Origin of the sequence: Nocardia sp. NBC_01388 (assembly GCF_045040085.1) — a bacterium.
GTDB lineage: Bacteria > Actinomycetota > Actinomycetes > Mycobacteriales > Mycobacteriaceae > Nocardia.
The window spans coordinates 1253602-1270530 of sequence record NZ_CP109553.1 but is presented as its reverse complement, the minus strand read 5'-3'; the positions used below and the strand labels follow the sequence as shown (position 1 = coordinate 1270530).

General features: G+C 65.8%; 11 protein-coding genes. 9 read left to right on the top strand and 2 right to left on the bottom strand.

The annotated features are described in order from the left end of the window. Window positions 1-107: 107 nt before the first annotated feature. The 9 genes from OG716_RS05925 to mobF all read left to right on the top strand — a co-directional run bounded on the left by OG716_RS05925 (window position 108) and on the right by mobF (window position 14251). Window positions 108-314: a hypothetical protein gene (locus OG716_RS05925; protein WP_405136683.1), complete on the top strand. Its 207-nt coding sequence runs from the start codon at window positions 108-110 to the stop codon at window positions 312-314. A gap of 159 nt (window positions 315-473) precedes the next feature. After that, complete coding sequence (locus OG716_RS05920) at window positions 474-2300, top strand: ParB/RepB/Spo0J family partition protein (RefSeq protein ID WP_405136682.1); 1827 nt, start codon at window positions 474-476, stop codon at window positions 2298-2300. Between the two features lie 79 nt (window positions 2301-2379). After that, window positions 2380-3240, top strand: coding sequence for a bifunctional DNA primase/polymerase (locus tag OG716_RS05915; RefSeq protein ID WP_405136681.1), 861 nt, complete (start codon window positions 2380-2382; stop codon window positions 3238-3240). Between the two features lie 640 nt (window positions 3241-3880). Continuing rightward, complete coding sequence (gene ssb, locus OG716_RS05910; protein ID WP_405136680.1) at window positions 3881-4327, top strand: single-stranded DNA-binding protein; 447 nt, start codon at window positions 3881-3883, stop codon at window positions 4325-4327. A 196-nt stretch (window positions 4328-4523) separates the two neighbouring features. Then, window positions 4524-4724 carry a hypothetical protein gene (locus OG716_RS05905; RefSeq protein WP_405136679.1) on the top strand — a complete coding sequence of 67 codons (201 nt, stop codon included), beginning with the start codon at window positions 4524-4526 and terminating at the stop codon, window positions 4722-4724. 219 nt (window positions 4725-4943) lie between these two features. Then, a complete protein-coding gene (locus OG716_RS05900) occupies window positions 4944-6215 on the top strand; it encodes a tyrosine-type recombinase/integrase (RefSeq protein ID WP_405132931.1) in 1272 nt (423 codons plus the stop codon). Further along, the gene (locus tag OG716_RS05895; RefSeq protein ID WP_405132932.1) at window positions 6212-8704 is read left to right on the top strand and encodes a tyrosine-type recombinase/integrase; all 2493 of its coding nucleotides are present in this window, start codon (window positions 6212-6214) and stop codon (window positions 8702-8704) included. The genes OG716_RS05900 and OG716_RS05895 overlap by 4 nt, the downstream gene beginning before the upstream one ends. Before the next feature lie 23 nt (window positions 8705-8727). Next, window positions 8728-9009, top strand: coding sequence for a hypothetical protein (locus tag OG716_RS05890; protein WP_405136678.1), 282 nt, complete (start codon window positions 8728-8730; stop codon window positions 9007-9009). A 619-nt stretch (window positions 9010-9628) separates the two neighbouring features. Next, complete coding sequence (gene mobF / locus OG716_RS05885; protein WP_405136677.1) at window positions 9629-14251, top strand: MobF family relaxase; 4623 nt, start codon at window positions 9629-9631, stop codon at window positions 14249-14251. A 392-nt stretch (window positions 14252-14643) separates the two neighbouring features. Here the strand turns inward: mobF and OG716_RS05880 are convergent, their stop codons facing one another. Then, window positions 14644-16068 carry an aldehyde dehydrogenase family protein gene (locus OG716_RS05880; protein ID WP_405136676.1) on the bottom strand — a complete coding sequence of 475 codons (1425 nt, stop codon included), beginning with the start codon at window positions 16066-16068 and terminating at the stop codon, window positions 14644-14646. Window position 16069: 1 nt separating this feature from the next. Beyond that, on the bottom strand, window positions 16070-16927 hold the full coding sequence (locus OG716_RS05875; RefSeq protein ID WP_405136675.1) for an SDR family oxidoreductase: 858 nt from the start codon (window positions 16925-16927) through the stop codon (window positions 16070-16072). Between the last annotated feature and the right edge of the window lie 2 nt (window positions 16928-16929).

The following is a 16929-nucleotide window of genomic DNA, read 5'->3' as shown; positions in this document are numbered from 1 at the left end:
GTTTCATCTAGGTACTGCTGTAACTATTTCCAGTTCAACCTATTCCCTTCGGGTGAGACACCGTTCGGTGTCTCACCCGTTTCTTTCTCCCGAGGAGGTTTGTTTTCATGATCGAGACCCTGTCCCGTGAGGAGTACGAGCAGGCGGCCCATTTCGGGACCGCCGGTCCCGCATCGCATCTGGACGAACAGGTGGTCACCACCTGGCGGAGTGATGCGAACGGGTGGTCGGGCAAGCACTGGCTGTACTCGCCCGCCGACGACGGCGTCTGGGCGTTGTGCCCGCTCAATGTCACCAACCGCAAACGCACCTGACACATCTCCCGCAGGCCGCATCCAGTCGATACCCGGCTGTTTCCGGCCAATTGCGGCACCACGGGCCATCGCTTCCCTCGGCTCCTCCTCCCCCGGGCGGGTACCGGAATCTCCGCGATTCCGGTACCCGCCCTTGCTGTTTCGAAAGGACCCGGATTCATGTCCACTGCCATCGACACCGCTCTCACCTCCGATCCCATCCCCGACCTCGACGAGGCTGCCCTCGACACACCCGACGTGGCCGAACCGGCCGCGGTCGACGAAGCCCCTGCCGATCCCGCGGCGCCCGCGCCGGAAGCGTTGATGCTGCCGCCGCGCGAACTGGTCATCGACGACAATGTCCGAAAGACCTTCGACCTCGGCGACCACCCCGATGTCACAGACTCGATCCGACGCCGCGGAGTCGAGACACCGGTCAAGGCATACCGGGAACTCGATGGCACTATCACCGTCATCGAAGGGCAGATCCGGGTTCTCACCGCGCTGGCCTTCGACCTGGCGAAGGTCCCGGTCTGGGTCACACCCGCTCCGGCGGTATCGCCCGCCGAACGGGCGATCACCCGCATCGCCGAGCAGATCAACGCCAACGACTGCCGCATCCCACTGACCGACGGTGACCGCGCGGCCGGGATGACGCAGATGTTCGACTTCGGTGCGTCGCTGACCCGTATCAGCCAGGAGATCGGCCACAAACGCGATCAGGTCAAACTCGCCGTGAGCGTCGGCGGCAGCGACACTGCGTGCCGGGCAGTCGATTCCGGTCAGCTCGACTTCGAGCAAGCCGCGATCCTCGCCGAGTACGAGAAGGTCGGTGACACCGACGCGGTCGCCCGTCTGCTGGCCACCTCCCGGTCGATGTTCGCCTACGAGGCCAAGCGCATCGCCGGCGATCGCGCCGAAGCGCGGCAACGGTTCCTCGAATCGCTGTCCTATGCCGCGCATGGTTTCGGGGTGCTCACCACCGAACCCGCCGACGACAACGACCGGTTCATCAACTACGAGCGGCTGCGCACCGCGGACGGTTCCGACATCACCGCCGCCGACCTGGATGCCACCGCCGCCGACTGGGTGGTGTACCTGTTTCCCACCGACACCTCCGCCCTCGACGATGCCGAGACCGGCGCGAGCGTGGACCCCGACACCGTCGACTGGGACACCACGGACCATCCCGGTGCCGCGCCGGTCGAAGGAAAGCGGCACGCCGACAGCGTGCTGCACCAGCCCGTGTGGGAACCGACCTGCTATCTGCGAGCCGACCGGTTGAATGAATCCATGTTCGCTCTCGCGAGCGACTTCGACCATGCCATCGAAGTAGTCGCCAACAACGTCGGCGACAACGACGTCTGCGATGCGGTACCACTCGATGAGATTCGCGTCGGCGACAACGAATCCGGTAGCTCTCCTACGCCCTATGAGGCAGCGCCTCAGCAGGTCGAGACCGCCGAGGATATTCAACGGCGGGAAGAAGCCGCGCGGGCCGGTGCCGCGCAACGCACCGAGGCCGAACGGGTCGCGAACGAACGGCGTGAGCAGGAACGCGAGGCCGCGCGGCGGGTACGGGAGCTCAACAAGCAGGGCCAGGCTGCACTCGAGGCGAGGCGCGAGTTCGTCACCGGCTACCTCACCCGCAAGACCCCTCCCCCGCTCGCGGCACTGTTCGTGGCGGAAACTCTCGCCGATGAACCCGGGCTGCTCAACGAGTACAACGCCGACCGCACCGCACACGAACTGCTCGGTATCACCGGGTGGCGTAAGGATCTGCTGACCGCGATCGGTACCGCGAAACCCACCCGCTGCCAAGTGATCACGCTGGGTCTGGTGCTCGGTGCGTACGAGAAGCGCACCGGCAAGGACGCCTGGCGCTTCACCGACCGCGGCGTGCGCCGATACCTGCACTTCCTCGCCGACAACGGCCACCACCTCACCCCGGTCGAGCAGGCCGCCGCCGGCGATATCGATCCCGGCACCATCGACATCGACTCCTGAACCACTGACCCCGCACCGGCGGGCAGGCACCAGTCATCCCCGGAGCCTGCCCGCCCCTGCATTTTGCGAAGGAGTTCCGTTGTCCTCCAATCGATTCCTCGGCGCCGCCCTGGCCGCGGCAGCCCGAGGTTGGTACGTCTTCCCATTGCAACCTCACTCGAAGATCCCCGCAATCAAGAGCTGGCCGCACGAAGCGACGACCGACGAGACACGCATCAGAGAGTTCTGGCCTGCGAAATCGCGGAAGAACGTCGGTATCGCTACCGGCCCCAGCGGCCTGCACGTCATCGATCTCGATACCCATCACGGTCTCGACGGCGCCGCTGCCCTCTATCGGCTCGCCAACCGCACCGGTGCACGAGCAACGCTGCTCACCTACTCCGTCGCCACCCCGAACAATGGCCGCCACCTCTACTACCGAGTTCCCGACGCGCTGCGTCTGCCCAACACCGCTGGCCTCATCGCACCGGGGATCGATTCCCGCGGTCATGGCGGATACGTCCTCGCCGCCGGTTCCCGCACCAGCGACGGCGACTATCGAGTCCTCACCCCACGCCATCCCAGCCCGTTGCCCCCGTGGCTCCTGCAGCTCCTCACACCCCCGCCTCCGCCCGCCTCGGCAGCGAATCCCGGTGCGCCACCGGTCTATCCGGACGCTTACCTGCGCGCGATTGTCGATGCCGAGACCCGCAAGGTCAGCGCTGCCGTGCCCGGCACGCGCAACACGGCCTTGTTTCGTGCGGCGGTCACTCTCGGCCGTCTTGTCGCTGGCGGAGAGCTCGACCAGCACCTCGTTCATGACGCCCTCGCCGCTGCCGCAGCAGGCCACGTCGGGCAATACCAATTCACCGCCCGCGAGCTCGAGCGAACCATCACCAGCGGTCTCACCATCGGCGCGCGCCGACCCCGGCATCTGCCCACCGCGACCAACAGCCGTTAGGGACCTCATGGGAAAAAGCACCAGCAAGCGCACCGTGCAACATTTCGACCGATTGCCAGACGGCACCGTCGGTTGCTACCACATGGGATGCACTGATCCCGCGACCCGATGGATCGATTTGGAGCGCTGGGGAATCCGACGCTGGCTCTCCACCGCCTACTGCGACGGCCACGGCGACTGGGAGCTCCGCGACGGCGATCACCCGCGCCGAATCAGGCCCATCACCTAGATCCAGTACCAGCCACCCACAAACTCGCTGACCAGAACAACTCCCGGTTCGTACCGTCTCCCCTGGTGCTGTGGGAAGAGGCAAGCGAACGAGGCATCGGGTGTTTCCCAGAGTCCCGGCGATCTGCCCCAAGCGGATCAGGGGCAGGCCGGGTTCCCGCCGATGAACTGCGTCACGGCATGGGGACGAGCCTGCGCTGCGCTCCGGTCGCCGCAAAGAGCGCGGCGATCCCCATCCCGCACCGCAGAACCCCCGCCGGCCCCTGCGGGGCCCGGCCCACCCCTGATGGCACGGCCGCAGATCGCCAGCCCTCCGGGGCAGCACCCGATCACGGATTTGTTCGTATCGGGGTTTCGCAGGAGCTGACGGTCTGGCTTTCCCTCATCCCTTCGCATTCAGGAGTGCACTGTCATGTCTGGAGAAATCATCGTCACCGTGGTCGGCAACCTCACCGCAGACCCCGACCACCGTCAGTTGCCCAGCGGCCAGGTCGTCGCGAACCTGACCGTCGCCCAGAACTCCCGCGTCTACGATCGCGCCTCAGGCGAATGGCGCGACGGCGCAGCGGCGTTCATGCGGTGTGTCGTGTGGAACGAGATGGCCGACCACGTCGCAGCCAGCCTGTCCAAGGGCATGCGTGTGATCGCGACCGGGCGGCTGCGCCAGCGCAGCTACGAGGACCGCAACGGTGCGACCCAGTGGATCACTGAAGTCATGGTCGACGACATCGCGGCCTCGGTGCGATTCACCACGGTCAAAGTCCAGCCCGCGGAGGAGACCGAGCAGCCGGAGCAACCGGCGCGGCGCGGCAAGCGCACCCTGGTGGCCGCCGGGACTGGGGATCAGCCGGACTTCTGATCGTTCCTCAGCGGCGGTGCGTCCTGCCAGGCAGGGCGCACCGCCGCCGTTCCGCACCGAGTCCGCTTCACCGTTTGTCGTTGAGGCGGACCCGGTTTCGTCTCGAATCTGTTCGGAGGTGGCTTCGATGCCCGCCCACGACACCCCACACAACCGTGCACCCCGAATTTCCCACAGTGATCTCACTGTGTGGCCTGTGCTGCTCATGGTGCTCGCCACGCGGCTGCAGACCGTCGAAGTCGAAACCCTCGCACTGGCACAGCAGGTGCAAGAGCTGACACAGGTCCGTGATGACCTGCTCGATGCCGCCGATATCCACGCTCTGTGCGCGCACGAGGAGCGACTGATCGGCCGCGCTCGCTTCTACGACCGCCCCCTGCGGGCCACCCGCCGTTGACCGATCCAATTCTGTCGATTTCCTTGTCTACCGGCAGCTATCGCCGTGCAGCAAAAGTAGCTCGCTCCCTACCTGCCGCATCGTTAGGAGTGTTCTCATGGGCCTGATCTGGCTTGCCGCCCTTGCCGTCCTGGCGGCCATAACTGTTGACTGAACTACCGCATCGGTTTTCGCTGTTCGAGAGGTGCGGGCACAGGGACAGGGCTACCGTCCCGGCGCGTGAGTGATCCAAGGCAGAACGGCAGGGATCTGGCGGGGTTGGTTGTGCCGCTGGTGGGTTCGCTGCCTGCGACGGGTGATCCATGGCAGCCGTATCGCTTGCTGGACGCAGCCGGGGAGGTCGTGCCGCCGGTGGCGGAATACCTTCGAGAGTTGCAGGCGATGGGACGGCCAGCGACGACACAGCGCTCGTATGGGCTGGCGTTGCTGCGGTGGTTCCGGTTCGTGTGGTCCATCGACATGGCGTGGAATCAGGTCACCCGGGTGGAGGCTCGGGATTTCTGCCGCTGGTTGCAGGTCGCGGACAAACCGGTTCGGCGACATTGGCGACACATCGGCGACGATCACGAAAAGCCCACTGCCACAGTGCACCCGGTGGCATCGGTGAACCCGGTCACCGGCAAACCGAGCCAGGGACCCCGATATGCGCCACGCACTCGGGCGCATTGCGAGACGGTGCTGCGAAGCTTCTACGACTTTCATCTGGAAGTGGGATCGGGTCCGATCGTCAATCCCTTTCCTCTGGTGCGCCGGCGAGACGGGGAACGTCCAGGCTCCCAGCGAGGTTCGGCGGACCCGGTACGGTCCCAGCCCAGCGGCCGGTATCGGCCACGGCTCGTAACGCAGGCGCCGCGGCGGATTCCCGATGACCGCTTCGATGAGCTGTTCGCCCGGTTGCCCTCGCATCGGGATCGGGCGTTGGTGGCGTTCTGGGTCTCCACCGGAGCGCGGGCGGCGGAATTGCTCGGAGCTCACGGCTGCGATGTCGATCCCGGACGGCAACTGATCACGGTGGTGCGCAAGGGAAGTCGCGCCATCCAGCCGTTACCGGCATCCCCAGATGCGTTCGTGTGGTTACGGCTCTACCAGCTCCAGATCGAAGCGGAGGTCGCGACTGAACCTGATGCTCCGTTGTGGTGGACAATGCGGCGGCCGATGCGGCCGTTGTCGTATCCGGCGGCGTATCGGATGTTCGCGCGGGTCAACTCGCTGATCGGCGCGAACTGGAGCCTGCACGACCTGCGTCATACCGCCGCCTACCGGATGGCACGTGACCCCGCGATGCCGCTGACCGACGTGCAGTGGGTGCTCGGCCACGCACATCTGACCACTACCCAGCTCTATCTGAACCCTGTGCCCGAAGACGTCATCGCGTCCGTGCTCGCCCATCACCAACGCCTCACCCAGCGCGATGCCACCATCGCCCCGGCACCCGCGTTGGGTTACCGGCCCGAGACCATGGCCACCCTGTTCGGTCAGGACCGATCGTGACCGGCTTCCTCGCGTCCGGACACACATCCGAGGTCGATCTGCCTCCCCGCCTGCGCAACCGGGCGGGACAGGATTGGCGTGAGCGGTTCCCACCCAGAATCGTTCCCGCGCAATGGACCGCGACGCGGTGGAGCCGCGCCATGGTGGTGGCTCGGCTGACCTCCCCGCCGTTCGCCAACGGCATCGTGTCCAATCAGCGACGCCGCCGCCTGGCCTTGACCCGGTTCCTGGACTGGCTCGAGCAACACGATGGCCGCACCTGGCAGCAGCGATGGTTGGCCACCGGCATTGCCGAGGACCCGGCCACCGACTGGCGTCCCCCGGTGGTGGCGTGGCTGCGCCGACGCGGCGAGACCACGGCCGACCGGTCGTTGACCGAGAGCATCACTTCCGGGCTCGCCCAGCTGATCTATGCCGATGTCCTGCGCCCGGACCTGGCCTGGATCGTGGGCAGCCCACACCGGTTCCCGCTCGGTGCGGTGTTGCCTCGCGTTCGGGACCCGCAGGGATTCGCCGCGCTGACCGCCCGAGCGACCGCGAAAGGGGTCGATTTCGAGCAGCGCCGCCGCGCGGTCGAGGAGATCTCGATCCTGCTGGCCGCCAAGGGCGGTGCCATCGCCGACATCACCGTCGGGGACTGCCTGGAGCTGATGGAGTTGCGTGACCGTCGCGGCTTCGGCAACAAAGGTCTGGGCTTCTATCAGCTGTTACACGAGCTCGGCCACTTTCCACCCGATGCCCCCTCGACGCTGCGGATGCTCGAGCGCCGCTACCGCGAACAGCTCACCGACACCGAACTGGTCGATCAATACCAGCTCGACTGCCGACCCGTGCGTGACCTGCTGGTCGCGTATCTGGCCGAACGCCGCCCGCACCTGGACTACGCCAGCGTGAATCAACTCGCCTACCTGCTGGTCAAGCTCTTCTGGAAAGACCTCGAGATCCACCATCCCGGCATCGATTCGCTGCGGCTGCCGCCCGCTATCGCTGCCGCCTGGAAATCACGTCTCGCCACCAAGACCCTCACCCGCCGCGCCGCGGACGGGCAGTTGATCGCGACCGTCGAACCACGCATGGACACCGCCATCTGCCTGTCCACCGTGCGCGGCTTCTATCTCGATATCGCTCACTGGGCCAGTGAGGAACCCGAACGCTGGGCCGCCTGGTCAGTACCGTGCCCGATCAGCCGCGCCTCCATCCGCCCGAACATCACCCGCGCACGCGAGAACCGCAAGTCCCGCATGGATCAGCGCACCCGCGAACGCATCCCCGTGCTGCCGGTGTTCCTGCGCCACCTCGCCGATGCCCGCGCCCGGGCCGTGGCACTTCTGGAAACCGCCCGAAACACCACCCCCGGCCAGGTTTTCACCTGCAGCGAGATCACGCTGCGCCGAACCGTCATGCGCACCAAGACAACCCGGATCTGGGTCGAGGACCCCGACACCGGTGCGCGCCGCGACCTCACCCGCGAGGACGACATCGCGTTCTGGACCTGGGCCGCGGTCGAAGTCCTGCGCACCACTGGCATCCGCATCGAGGAACTCACCGAACTGTCGCATCACAGCCTGGTCCAATACCGGCTGCCCTCCACCGACGAGCTCATCCCGCTGCTGCACATCATGCCGTCCAAAACCGACACCGAACGGCTGCTGGTCATTTCACCCGAACTGGCCGACGTCCTCGCTACGATCATCCACCGAATCCGTGACCACACCGGTGCCGTCCCGATGGTCGTCGGCTACGACATCCACGAACGCACCTTCACCGCCTCCACGCCGCTGCTGTTCCAACACCGGGTCTGCGCCGACACCCGGCCCATCGCCGCGGCGACGCTGCGGCTCTGGATCACCGCTGCGCTCAACGACATCGGCCTGCGCGACGCCTCCGGCAACCCGCTCCACTTCCAGCCTCACGACTTCCGGCGCATCTTCGCGACCGAAGCGATCCGCAACGGAATGCCACCCCACATCTGCCAACTGCTCATGGGCCACACGAGCATCAACACCACGATGGGCTACAAGGCCGTTTACCCCGACGAAGCCATCAACGGTCACCACGCATTCCTCGCTCGTCGCCGCGAGCAGCGCCCCTCCACCGAATACCGTGCCCCGACCGATGACGAGTGGGACGAGTTCCTCGGCCACTTCCAACAACGCAAACTTTCCCTCGGCACTTGCGGCCGCGCCTACGGCACCGACTGCATCCACGAACACACCTGCATCCGCTGCCCACTGCTGCGCCCCGACCCCGCACAACTACCGCGACTCACCGAGATCCGCGACAACCTGCTCGACCGCATCACCGAAGCCCAACAACAGGGCTGGCGCGGCGAGATCGACGGCCTCAAAGTCAGCCTCAGTGCCGCCAACAACAAGATCGCCCAACTCCACCAAGCCACCCGCCGCCGAACCGAACTCGGCATGCCCAGCTTTCACGTCGCCGCCACCAACTCCATCGACCCCGACAATCACCCACCGCCCAGCAGCTGAACGCTCGCAACCAAGTTCAGACAATGTTGTTGTGGTGGGTGTTTCCGTTCCTCGCCCGCCTGGTCGGATTCTTCATCATTTTCAACTCACTACTCGCGATCGTCCTGACCCCCGCCCGAGCGATCCCCGCCCGGTTGCCCTGGCTCGCTCTGGGTTTCCTCGTGTGGCTCGTCGGGCAATGGGCGTGGGCATTCAAGCACGGGTTCTGGGACTCGCGGGTGGCGCTGCGCGTGTTCAGTCTGCCGGGACTGCGCCGCGCCATCCCGCGCTTCACACTCGTCCACTTCGACGCCAACTCCCGTTGAGGAGACCGGTCTTTCGTTGACGGTCTCCGGGGAGCCGGACCCCTGGCGCAGGTGCAGAAGTCGCCGCACCCGCGCCGGGCTCAGCCCCGTGATCTCACACAACTGCGCCTCCGCCATTCCTCGCCCGTGCAGCCGCCGCAGTGCGGCTGCCGCGCCCGTTTCGGCTTCGGCCTCACTGTGTCGGTAGCGCGCATCCACTGCCGCGATCGCGGCATCTCGCCGTTGCGCCGCTCGTTCCCATCGGCTGTGCTGCTTGCGGAATTCCGTCAGATCGGTTTCGTTCTCCCGCAACGCACATGCCTGCTCGGCCATCAGCCGCGCTGTCACCTCCCGCGCCCACTTGCGCGCATTCGGCTTCTCTGCCATCTCACACCATCCCTTCCTGTCCAGCCGCCCGGCGGCCCGGACCTTGCGCTTTCACGCATTCAACCTTCTTCCATAATCCTCATCTCCACTTCCCAAGATTCCATCTCCACACCATTACCTGCAACCTTCCAATTCCCATTCCATCAGATCCCATATGGGTTCTTTTATCCATTTCTACACACCTCTTGCATTTTCAATGCTACTCACGGGTAATGTCTTATGTAGTGCGGTTTTTCGCGCTACTTTCGATGAGATGATGACCCTTCACCGCTTACACGCCGGAGACGGCTACGAGTACCTGACCAGGCAAGTGGCCAGCGGAGATCGCCTGCGCGACCGCACCCGCGACCTCACCGACTATTACACCGAGCACGGCACTCCACCCGGAATATGGATGGGCCGGGGCGCGACCGAACTCGGCCTGTCGGGAATGGTGACCGAGGCGCAGATGAAAGCGCTCTTCGGCGAGGGTTTGAATCCGGACGCCGATACCATCATTGCCACTGCAATAGCGGACGGAAAGACCGTGAAGCAAGCCATCGAGGCCGCGCAGATCGGCCGAATGTTCTACGAATTCTCCACCGAACCCTCACCGATTCGCGACATTCTCGACCGCAAATTGGCCGAGTTCACTTTCGTGCAGCGGCGGCGCCCGGACTGGGACGAGCGCACGATCCTGCACACCGACGCCGCCCGCGAACACCTCACCACCGTGCTCGGCCGCGCTCCCAGACGCGCCGAAATCGACCACGCACTCGCCGCCGAGAAAGCCGAGACCCGCAAGGCGGTGGCCGGGTTCGACAACGTGTTCACCCCGCAGAAGTCCATCAGCATCCTGTGGGGACTCGGGTCGCATGCGGTGCGCCGCGAAATCTGGCAATGCCATATCGAGGCCGTGCGGGAGGTCCTGGAATTCGCCGAATCCCGGTACGCGGTGACCCGCCGCGGCGCGAACGGGGTCAGGCAGATCGATGCGACCGGGCTGATCATCGCCGCGTTCACCCACTTCGACAATCGCGCCGGGGACATGAATCCCCACACGCATGCGGTGATTTCGGGAAAGGTTCTCGGCTCCGACGGCAAGTGGTCGGCGCTGGATGCGCGCGCGTTGTACGCGGCGACAGTGTCGCTCTCGTGCCGCTACAACGCGACCATCGTCGGGAAATTGAAGCGGCGCATGGGGTTACGGTTCGAGGAACGCACCCGCGGCCGAGGCAAACAACCTGTCCTGGAAGTGGTCGGTGTCGGCGAGGAGATGGTCGCCGAATTCTCCCGTCGCGAGGACATTCTCGTGCGCTTCGAGGACCTCGTCGCCGACTACCGCAGCAGCCACGGTTGCACCCCGAGCAAGGTCACCCAGTACAAGCTCGCCCAGCAGGCCACTCTGCAAACCCGTGCGGGCAAACCATTGCCGAAGGCGCTGCGGCAGATGATCGGCGAATGGGATGCCCGGTTCCGCTGTGTGTTCGGCCGCGGGCGCGGTGGGCAACAGTTCGTCGAGGACCTGTTGTGGGCTCACAACCATCCCGACGCACCCCGACCGTTCGATCCCGACGACGCCATCGTGCAGATCGGTATCGGGCTCGGTGGTGTCGCCGAACTGCTCACCGCCACACCACTACAGCTGCAGCAAGCAATCACTAACCAACTCAGCCGATACCAATTCGGCACACCCCAGGCTATCGCTGACGCGGCCCGAACTCTGTCGGCGCGGCTGACTTGCGACCCTGAGGAGGCGCTGCTCGACCGCATCGACGCCACATGCCTCGCACGGCGTCGCGCAGTCTACGACCCGGCGGCGATCGCGGTCGAGGTCACTGACACAGTGGGACGGCGCCGCGCGACCTGGACCGAAGCCAATATCCGCTCTGCCGTCGAAGACCGGGTCGGGCTGTGTGATTTCGGCAGCGACACCGCGCATCGCGCGGCCGTGGAAGCGATCACCGTCGCTGTGCGTGATCACCATTCGATTCTCCTGACCATCGATCCCGATCCGGTTCCCGCCGCCATGGCCCGCGCCTCGGGGGAAAGTATTTTCACCGCCACCGGCACTGCCCGCTGGACCAGCCGGGCTGTCCTGGATGCGGAAACCCGACTCCTGGAGGCCGCCCGCACCCCGAGCACCGTCGCTGTTCCCGCCCGAAAAGTCGACGCGGCGATCGCACGAATCCAACGCGGTGGTGGACGTGTTCTCAATCCGGGGCAGCGCGCCATCGCGCGTCATCTGTGCACGGCCGCAACGAAATTAGCGGTCGCGATCGGACCCGCCGGCAGCGGCAAAACCACCGCGATGAAGGCCGTCGCCACAGTGTGGCGTGCTAGCGGGCGTGATGTTATCGCCCTGGCGCCGTCAGCGTCGGCGGCCCGGGAACTGTCGGCCAGTCTCGGCGTTCCGGCCCGGACCATCCACAAACTCCTCGCCCAAGCCAGCTACGGTGTGCCGACCGGGATCACTCCTGGCGCAATGCTTCTCATCGACGAGGCCGCCATGGCCGCCACCTTCGACCTCGATGACCTGCTCGCCCTGGCCGACACCCACGGCGCGGTCATCCGCGGCGTCGGCGACCCCGAACAACTCTCTGCGGTCGAATCCGGTGGCATCATCCGCACCATCGCCCGCGACACCCGCTCACCCACACTCACGGAGTTGGTGCGCTTTGCCGATCCCGAGGAAGCCGAAGCAACCCTGGCAATGCGGGCGGGAAACGCGCAGAAAGCATGGGAGTTCTACGACAGCCATGGTCGCGTCACCCACGGCCTCAACGACGAACTTCGCACCGCGATCCTGTCCGCTCACTTGGCCGATACCGACGCCGGAATCTCCTCGGTCATGATCGCCGCGACCTTACTGGACGTCTCCGCGCTCAATACGGCCGCCCAAGCAGCCCACCTCACCGCCGGCCGGGTACGCACAGACGGCGGCCGAATATTATTGTCCGACAGACACACCGGGTACCTCGGCGACACCGTCGTCACCCGCCTCAACAACACCCGCCTCAAGGTCATCGGCGGGCACCGCCAAGGCACCGGAGTCGACAACGGCGACCTCTGGCACATCGGCCGGATCCACATCGACGGCTCGATCACCGTCACCGGCATCGGCCATCACGGACACCTCACCCTGCCACCGGACTACATCGCCGAGCACGTCGAACTCGGCTACGCCAGCACCATCCATCGCTCCCAAGGCATCACCGTCCGCCACGCCTACACCCTGCTCAACGACACCCTCGGCCGCGCCTTGGCCTACGTCGGCCTGACCCGCGGCACCGACCTCAACCAACTCTTCCTCGCCACCGACGCCCTCATCGATATCTCCGGCGACCAGCAACCCGACGACCCGGGGGAACCCTTCCGCTGCTTCGCCCGTGTCCTGGCCCGCGAGGACGACAACCGCTCCGCGACCGACATCATGCGCGAAGAACAAACCGCCGCCGACCACCGTATTCGCGTCAACTACCAGCACGCCTACCAACTCCTGGCCGATGCACGCGCCGAACATCTACTCAACCGAGCACTCCCCGCCGTGTTCCTCCACGAGGCCAAAAACTCGCCGAACTACCAAGATCTGCTCGACACCATCGCACTCGCCGACGCCCACCACCTCGACACCAGCGCACTCGTCACCGCCATCGCTACCAACAACCTCGAAGACCTCGGCGAATCACTGGTCACCGCCCGCGACACCGCCGCCCTACTACGCTCCCGCGCCGACCGCTGGATCCAACAACACCTCTCACCCGTACCCAACCCGATCACCATTGCCCCTGTCGAAACCCTCACCACGACAGACTTTTCCGCTATCACGAACCTCATCGCACGACTCAACGCTCTGCCGATCCTGACCACGCCTGCAGCAAAACGCTTCCGCGCCTTGCGCGATGCCCCCTACCCAAGCCCGTTCCTGCCAGTGCCCAGACCATGGCGCGGCATGGACACCGCACTGCGCAACTACGCACACGAACTTCGGCGAAGGCTCCTCGGCCCGAACGCCGACACCACCCTCCCCGACACCGAAAATCGTCAGAACGTGCCGCCTGCCTCGCCCGACAATCTCCCGAATTCCGACGAAATCCAGCGCCCGGATCTTCCCAGTAGTGTCCCCCGGCATGCCGAAACTCTCGCTGCAACAGATAGTTACGACTCAATCGCGTTCATAGCACGGCTCAACGCCGTTGAAACTCTCACCATCGAACTAGTGCCCCTAGCGGAAGCCGATACCGATCGCCGGCCTCCATCAGTCAGCGCGGAACGGCTGGCGCGCATGCACTCCGACTACCACGACTATGTCAAACAACTCGCCGACACCCACACCGATCGCGCGCTCTATCTCGCGATGCCTGCGGTTCTCTACCGGCTAGCGGTCAACTCCCGACACTGGAATGCCCTGCTGGACACCATCGCTCTCGCCGACGCCTACCAACTCGACACCAACACATTGATCGCAGCCATTGCCACCGACAACTACAACGACCTGGGCGCTTCCCTGCTTCTCGCCGGCGATCCCGCACGCGAGCTACGCGACCGCGCCGACATATGGATCCACCACCGTCTACCTCACTCCGAACCCACCCACGCAGCCGTATTCCGTGCCCTCACCGACAGCCCCTACCCCGACCAGTTCAGGCCGATCCCCGACTATCCCGGCCGCGATGAACAACTCGCCGATTTCGCCAGCGAACTCCGCACACGAATCGACACCGCACAATCGCATCACCGCACCCCAACCACAACATCCACGACCACACCCCCGCCCCCCACCGCGCTCCCGGCCACACCGCCGCCACGTTCACCGGCCCCCCGAAAGACGGCCGCGACCACGCGCCGCCGCATCAAACCTGCCTCACCCGGGAGACCGCATCGCCTCGGCATGTGAAGCCCACGAACCCAGAGCGGAGCATCTTGGAGGGCTTACCTATTCTGAACTGGCACTTTTCTCCTTCTGAACTGGCAATTTTCGCCAACGCAACCCATTTACTCTTCCCAATTTCCACCGTTTCGGCTGGATCACCTGTACGGGCGTCAACCGCGATCCGGCTGCCCCGGCTCGGACACAGCAGTCCGACTTGCGACCTCTTGGTTATGAGCCAACGAGGACCCGTCCCGCGCCGTCCCGCCGTGTTCGCCGGAACCCGTTCTGTGCTGGTCAACGGGGTTCCATTCGTCCGCCGTGTCCGCCGCGTGCCACCCGGCCCGGTGGATTTCGCCGTGTCCGGTTGCCGAATCCGTTGCCAATCAGAACGGATTCGGCGTGCTGACGGTGCCGGGTTATCCGAGTCGACGACGGCCTGTGGCCGCTAGGGCGCGTAGGAGTCGGCCGACGAGTTCGGTGCGCTTGCGGGTGTAGGGATACCAGAGCAGATGACGCTGGTAGGAGACGGAGACGCGGGGTTTGGTGACTGTTTGGGGGCGGGTGTATTTGAGGATGCCGGCCGCGCCGCCGAGGCGACCGCCCATGCCTGAGTTCTTCCAGCCGTCCATGGGTGCGGTGAAGTAGAAGATGTTGGCGTGGGCGTCATTGATGTTGACCGCGCCGGCTTCCAGTCGGGCCGCGAGGTGTGCGCCGTGGCGGCGGTCGCTGGTCCAAATGCTCGCGGACAGGCCGTAATCGGTCGCGTTGGCCGCTGCGACGGCTTCGTCCTCGGAGGAGACGCGAATGACGGGGATCAGCGGGCCGAAGGTTTCCGCACACACGCAGGCCATGGTGGAGTCGACCTCGGCCAGGACAGTGGGCTCGATCCAGCGGCGTTCAGGGTCGGTGCCACCGCCGACCATTACGCGCGCACCCGCTGCCCTGGCGTCGTCGAGCTGGCCTGATACCAGTGCGAATTGGTCCTCGGTGACCAGCGGGCCGACATCGCTGTCGCGGCGCAGGCCGCGGACGTGGGCGGTGAGTTTGGCGAGGAATTCGTCGTGCACGGTGTCAAGGACGTAGACGCGTTCGACGGAGGTGCACATCTGCCCAGCGTTGGCCAGGGCGCCCCAGGCGATGCCGCGGGCGGCGTGGTCGAGGTCTGCGTCGGCGAGCACGATGGCCGGGTCCTTGCCGCCGAGCTCGAGCCCGTAGGGGATCAGGCGCTCGCCGCAGCGCTGGGCGATTTTGCGGCCGACCTCGGTGGAGCCGGTGAATTGGATGTAGTCGGCCTCTTCGACCAGCGCTCGACCGGCGTCGTCGCCCTCGGCGATCACCGAGAAGACCGGTGGCGCACCTATTTCGGCCCATCCTTCGACGGCCGCCCGGACCGCGCCGGGGGTGGCGGGCGCGGGTTTGACGACCACCGCGGCACCCGCGAGCAAGGCCGGAATGGAGTCCATCAGGGACAGGCCCAGCGGGAAGTTCCACGGCGTGATGACCGCGACCACCGGGTAGGGACGATGGGTGACGGTGACGCGTTTGGCGCGGTTGAGCAGGTTCGGTGGTGCGGGATGGTTTGGGCGGAGATATTTTTCGGCGTTGCGGGCGTAGTACTTGATGATGTCCACCGGCACTGCGAATTCGATTTTGGCTTCCACCAAGGGTTTTCCGCCCTCGGAGGCGAGTATTTCGGTGATGCGGTCGGCGTTGTCGAGGAGCCAGTCCGCGTAGCGTCGCACCCAGCGGACCCGGCCGCGTACGCCGAGTGCTTCCCAGTCCGGTTGTGCGGCACGCAGTTCGGCGACGTGCTTGGGCACGTCGAGGGTATCCGGTGTCATGTCAGCCCTTCCTGTTCTCGGCGCGGCGCAAGTAGTCGGCGCGTGCGGTGGTATCGGCGGAGAGGATCACGTCGTGTGCGCCGAGCAGGTGTGAGAGCCGGTTGCGCAGTTCCTCCGGGAGCGGGGCGAGTATGGCGGCCGCGATGCTGCTGCGCGTGGGTACGACTCGGCGGCCACCACGACCACTGGCGACGGCGGTGACGATGGCGCGGGAGACATCGTCGGGTTCGATGAAGGCGATCTTGCGGCTGAGCCAGTTGGGGGCCAGGCCTTCGATGAGTTCGGTGTTGACGAAGCTGGGACAGATGGTGGTGACCGCGACCCCGGCGGGGGCGAGTTCCTGGTGCAGGGCGGTGCCGAGCCCGACGACGGCGTGTTTGGTGGCGCAGTAGGTCGCCACTCCCGGCGAGCCGATCAATCCGGCCACGGAGGCGATGTTCACGATGTGCCCGCGGCGCTGGTCGCTGAAGCGCCGGCCCGCCAGTTTGGAACCGATGAGTACGCCGCGCACGTTGATATCGAGTTGCCGGTCGGACACCTCGAGAGGTTCGTCGAGAAACGGCCCGGTGGGCATGATTCCGGCATTGTTGACCAGGACGTCAAGCCCGCCCAGGTCGGTTTCGGCGGCGTCGAGGAACCGCTGGAACGAGTCCGGGTCGGTGACGTCCAGCGCGAGGCCCACGGCGCGACCGCCGGTGTGTTCGGCGAGTTCGGCCGCGGTCTTCGCCACCAGTGTGCGGTCGATGTCGCCGAGTGCGACCGTGGCGCCGCTGTGCAGGAATGCCTGCGCGGTGGCGCGGCCGATGCCGCGGGCCGCGCCGGTGATGGCGACCTTGCGGCCGGTGAGGTCGAGGTTCATGT

Excerpts from the sequence above, each read along its gene's own strand:
- OG716_RS05880 (WP_405136676.1), bottom strand. The coding sequence starts at position 16,068 with ATGACACCGGATACCCTCGACGTGCCCAAGCACGTCGCCGAACTGCGT.
- ssb (WP_405136680.1), top strand. The coding sequence starts at position 3,881 with ATGTCTGGAGAAATCATCGTCACCGTGGTCGGCAACCTCACCGCAGAC.
- OG716_RS05925 (WP_405136683.1), top strand. The coding sequence starts at position 108 with ATGATCGAGACCCTGTCCCGTGAGGAGTACGAGCAGGCGGCCCATTTC.
- OG716_RS05875 (WP_405136675.1), bottom strand. The coding sequence starts at position 16,927 with ATGAACCTCGACCTCACCGGCCGCAAGGTCGCCATCACCGGCGCGGCC.
- mobF (WP_405136677.1), top strand. The coding sequence starts at position 9,629 with ATGATGACCCTTCACCGCTTACACGCCGGAGACGGCTACGAGTACCTG.
- OG716_RS05890 (WP_405136678.1), top strand. The coding sequence starts at position 8,728 with ATGTTGTTGTGGTGGGTGTTTCCGTTCCTCGCCCGCCTGGTCGGATTC.
- OG716_RS05920 (WP_405136682.1), top strand. The coding sequence starts at position 474 with ATGTCCACTGCCATCGACACCGCTCTCACCTCCGATCCCATCCCCGAC.